Source organism: Protofrankia sp. Cr1 (assembly GCF_963555865.1).
In the GTDB taxonomy this organism is placed as follows: domain Bacteria; phylum Actinomycetota; class Actinomycetes; order Frankiales; family Frankiaceae; genus Protofrankia.
Genome location: NZ_CAUVXO010000027.1, coordinates 6,446 through 11,124, shown reverse-complemented (window position 1 = coordinate 11,124; position 4,679 = coordinate 6,446). Strand labels below are relative to the sequence as shown.

4 protein-coding genes are annotated in these 4,679 nt (G+C 68.7%); all 4 read right to left on the bottom strand.

Going from position 1 to position 4,679, the window contains the following annotated elements; all coding sequences use genetic code 11:
* Positions 1-116 precede the first annotated feature (116 nt).
* Complete coding sequence (locus tag U9980_RS04660; protein WP_322750802.1) at positions 117-452, bottom strand: RNA polymerase-binding protein RbpA; 336 nt, start codon at positions 450-452, stop codon at positions 117-119.
* A gap of 163 nt (positions 453-615) precedes the next feature.
* On the bottom strand, positions 616-2,265 hold the full coding sequence (locus U9980_RS04655) for an ABC transporter substrate-binding protein (protein WP_322766837.1): 1,650 nt from the start codon (positions 2,263-2,265) through the stop codon (positions 616-618).
* Between the two features lie 164 nt (positions 2,266-2,429).
* Positions 2,430-2,660 (bottom strand): preprotein translocase subunit SecG, encoded by a 231-nt coding sequence (gene secG / locus U9980_RS04650; RefSeq protein WP_322751535.1) that lies wholly within the window; start codon positions 2,658-2,660, stop codon positions 2,430-2,432.
* A gap of 125 nt (positions 2,661-2,785) precedes the next feature.
* Positions 2,786-4,543: an ABC transporter substrate-binding protein gene (locus U9980_RS04645; protein WP_322766836.1), complete on the bottom strand. Its 1,758-nt coding sequence runs from the start codon at positions 4,541-4,543 to the stop codon at positions 2,786-2,788.
* Between the last annotated feature and the right edge of the window lie 136 nt (positions 4,544-4,679).

Sequence of the window (4,679 nt, the reverse complement as noted above, 5' to 3'; positions counted from 1 at the left end):
GCCGACTCCGGGCCGGTAGGCCGGCCGGGTCGGGACCGCCGGGTCGGCGTGGTACCGACCGGTAGACGTTGCGACCGGTACCACGCCGAGCCTCACGGTCAAGCCGATCTTTACGGTCAGGCGGTGCCCCGCAGCTTGGCGAGGGCCTCGGCCAGAATCGCCTCACCGTCCTTTTCGTTACGCCGTTCCCGGACATAGGCGAGATGGGTCTTGTACGGTTCGGTCTTCGGCGGCGCGGGCGCGTTGTCGCGGTCGCGGCCCGCCGGGAACCCGCAGCTGGGGCAGTCCCAGGTCTCCGGAATCGCAGCCTCGGCGGCAAACGACGGCTTGGTTTCGTGATCATTGGCGCACCAGAAGGAAATCCGCTGCCGCGGGGCGGTCTCGCCCCGTTCAGCCTCCCCCATCGGTCCCGCTCCTACCCGACTTCCTCGGATGGCGTTACCACCTGCCACGGTCCGTCTACTCCTTTGTCTCGTCCCTCTGTTGACTCCGGACCCGGCCCCCAGCGCCTGCCGGTTCGGCCTGACCGAGTGTAAGACGAGATGGGTCGACCTCGTCGCACCCACCACCGCCGGTCATCCTCACGACGGTTTCAGGTCACTGTAAGCGAACCTCTCACGCAATACCCATGGATACGCCGGTGGGATCACCGTTGTCGAGCGAGCCCAGCCGCAGGAAACCGCGGACGTTGACGCTGTGCATACGCGGCACAACGGTAACGGCCAGCGGGATAACCGCGACGTCGGTGAGCAGCTCCCGTTCCAGATCGCCCCACCGGGTGTTGGCAGTAGCAGCGTCACGCTCGGCGAGCGCATCGTGGAGGGACAGGGTGATCCGTTCGTTACGGTATCCGCCGTCGGCAGGTCGGGGCCCCGACCACGCCGGCTCCAGCAGGGGCTGGAACACGGTACGCCCGGCGTTGCCGAACCACTGTGGTGTCACTGTGGTGAGGGCGAGGTCCCAGGTCTGGCTGTCGGGGGCTACCGCGGCACGCGGGTAGTCGGCGGCAACCACAGCGATGACCCGCAGTGTCACGCCCGCCCGGGCGAAGCCCGCCGCCAGCGCGGTCGCCACGGCCGCGTCCGACGCCGAGTCGGTGGTGAGAAGGGTCACGGTGGTAAGCGGACCCCCGGGCGCGGCGCGCGTCCCGTCTCGGCACCGCGTCGCATCACCGGTCGACCCGAGGGTGGGGTAGGGATCCCGCGGCTGGTAGCCGACCATCGGGGCCGCCAACAGCTGCGCGGTGGTGGTGGCGGTGACCGGCCCGCCGAGAGCCGCTGCGACACTGGCGCGGTCCACACAGTAGGCGAGCGCCACCCGGACGGCGCTGACGCGTAGCGCGGCGGAGGCGGGGCCGTGCAGCCCTACGGTGAGCGCCACGGTGGATCCCGGGCCGTCCGTCGACAATCTGCCGTCAACGCGGGCGTCGAGCCCTGCCACGTCCCCAGCGGGAACGGAGCTGTCGAGGGCCATGTCGGCCCGTCCGGCTTCGATCTCGGCCTGAGCGGCAGCGGCGTCGATGTTGGTACGCACCGTGACGTGATCGGCAAGTGCCGGGCGGACCCCGTCCGATGACGCGATCCACGCCGGATTGCGCGACAGGCTATATGCCTCGTCGTTCACCGCGGCGCCAAAGTGGTAGGGACCATCGGAGATGAGGTGCTCAAAGTAACTGGATGAATCCGGTGGGTAGGCAAGAGCTTCCAGTGGTACCGCTGACGCCGCCGGCAGGGCCAGCACATCGGTGAAGTCGGCGGCCGGCTCAAGCAGGTGGAACTCAAGGGTCTCGTCGCCGATGACCTGGACGCCGCTGATCTCGCGATGCTCGATGAAGTCACGCGCACCAGCTGGCGGCGTCCGCCCGAGCTCGTCGCAGTAGGCGGCGAAGCCCGTGACGGTAGCGGCGAAGTAGCCACCCATAGGCGACGGTTTCGGCGGGGTGCACAACCGTTTGATGCCGCGGGCGACATCGGTCGCGGTCACCCGCCTGACCCCCGGGGTATCCCACCGCACCGACGAGCGCAGGATGACCGTGTAGACCTTCCCGCCCTCGCTGACCACGGGCGCGCCGACAGCCAGGTCGGGCTGAGGCGCCGCGGCGAAGACCGGGTCGGCGCTCGCACGGTAGGAGTACAGCTGGCGCGAGACCAGCCGCACCAGCATCCTCGCACCGGCATCGGCCGCCCAGCCCGGGTCACCGCTGGGCATCGCGGCACCGACCAGCCGTAGCGTGCCGCCGGGCTTGTCCGTCGGCTCGGAGGTCACTGTGGCGGTGACCGGCCGGACCGGGCCCAGGCCCGGACCCGGACCCGGCCCAGGCCCAGGCCCAGGAACGGGATCAACACCGGCGCAGGCAACGGCAACCCCGAAAAGGACAGCCAGGCAGGCGAGGAGCGCCGAGGCCGGCGTTCGTGTCTGTCCGAAGCCGCTCACTCCTTGAGAAGGAGACCCAGGCCGATGATGCAAGTGATCCAGATCAGCGCGACGGCAATCGTCAGCCGATCGAGGTTCTTCTCCACAACCGAAGAACCCCCGAGCGAGGAGGACACGCCACCGCCGAACACCGTCGACAGCCCGCCCCCCTTGGCCCGGTGCAGCAACACGAGCAGCACCAGCAGCACACTCGTGATGATCAGGGCAATGGACAGCCCAACAGTCATCTCTTAGACCTGCTCCCGCGCCATCGTTGGAGGGGTACAACAATCGTGCCAAGTTACATCACGGCGTTCCGGTCGCAGGAACGGCGCACCACCCCGGCGGCGATGACCGTCTGGACATCCGTTCACTACGGGACGACACCGAGCGAGGTGAGGTCCACCATCATAAAGGCCGCCGAGTAGTGGATGTTGGTGAGCCGATCGCTGTAGACGTTGAGCGCCTGGTCGTAGAGCAACGGGATGTAGGCACCAGACGCCACGACCGCCCGATCCAACGCCGTCCAGACGCCGGCCGCATCATCCCCATCCGCCGTCCGGATGGCGCGGTCCAGATCCGCATTGACCGCGGGCTGATCCAGCTCGGCGATGTTGACGTTGTTCTGGGGGCTGATCTGGCGTCCATCGGCGAGCGGGGCGAGAAAGGCGTACGGTGCCGCGCGGTACCCACGCCGGGCCGCCAGCACGAGACCGTATTTCATGGCGTGCGTACGGTCAGGCATCCCGGTCACCGCGGCGGCGTAGTGTTGATCATCCAAAACGCTGATCGTGACCGTGATACCGACCCGGGCCAAGGAACTGCGGACCGCCTCCGCCTGGGCGACATCCAGCGCCGCCGACCCGGTGACGAGCGTCGTGGCGAAGCCGGCGGGCCGGCCGCAGGCCGCGAGTTCCTCCCTGGCCCTGGAAACGTTGCCGCCGGCACCCGGAGTCGGGAAAAGATCGAACCAGGAGTAGTACCGCACGGGCGGCGTGAGCAACGTGGTGGCGATCTCCCCGCCGGCGATCGGGCCACCCCGGGCCGCCTGTTGGGCCCGCTTGTCAAGCGCCCATGCAACAGCACTGCGGCAATGGATGTCGTTGAACGGCGCAACCGTGGTCACCACTGCCAGGTAGCGCAGGATGCCGGTGGGAGCCTCGACGGTGCGCTCCGCGCGCAGACTCGGGTTGGCGACGATCCGGGCTACGGCCTGGGCACCCACGCCGGTCTGGTCACCGGAGACGTCGGCCTGATCGGTGAGGATCCGGTTGTCGATGTCGGCGGCGGAAAGCCCCATCCGCTCCACGATGCGGTCCGGATGGGCAGAGCGGTTCGGGTCGCCCTGCGGGGTCCAGCGCGGGTTGCGCACAAGGGTGAGCGACTCACCCGGCCGATAATTTTCGATCTTGTACGGTCCGGAGGCAACCGGACGCGCTCCGTACCCGGCGGCCGTGTCATGGGCACGCGGCACCGGGGTCGAGACCGGCGAGGCCATGACAAGGTTCCAGTCCGCGAAGGGTCGGTTCAGCCGGAACGTGATGGTCCGGTCGTCGGGCGTCTGGACCGAGCTGAGACCGAGCCGGTCGGGAGCCGGGTCCCGATAGGGCCCTGGATAGGGGGTGTTGCCATCCGCGAGCAACGCCGTCACCTCACCGGGACCACCAGTGATCACATCGGTGGCGAACGCCCGCTCGATCCCGTACTTGATGTCCCTGGAGGTGATCGGCGTGCCGTCCTCGAAGGTCAACCCCTCGCGGATGGTGTAGGTCCAGGTGCGCAGGTCCTTGGACGTGGGCACATCGGTGGCGAGGTCCCCGGCCAGTTTGGCGACGCCGGCGCTCGCGGTGTAGGTCACCAGCTGTCGGAAGATCCAGCGTTCCTGGTTCCAGCAGTGGACAGCCGACGTCCGCTGCGGGTCCCAGGAATCACAGTCGGCGGTCATCACCACACGCAACGTCCCGCCGGTCCGATTCGAAGGCGCGATGATCCGGGTACTGACCGCGGCGGGTGGACCCGGCGGGTCGGACGATGCCTGCCCATCGTGCCCCGTGCCGGTGCAGGCGACCGCAACGAGGCCGAGGACAGCCACGGCGGTGCCGACCCGGGTGATCGCATGCTTGCGTAGCATGGTCTGCGCTGAGCCCCTTCCCGGCGGGACCGCATCCCGCCACCGGAGCCACCCAAGCACACCCGGATCAGACCGCCTGCCGCACCGGTCGCACCAATCGTCAGCTGGCCGTTTGGTCACCCGGCCAGGTCGTCGA

Coding starts and splice junctions, on each gene's coding strand:
- secG (WP_322751535.1), bottom strand. CDS start 2,660: ATGACTGTTGGGCTGTCCATTGCCCTGATCATCACGAGTGTGCTGCTG.
- U9980_RS04645 (WP_322766836.1), bottom strand. CDS start 4,543: ATGCTACGCAAGCATGCGATCACCCGGGTCGGCACCGCCGTGGCTGTC.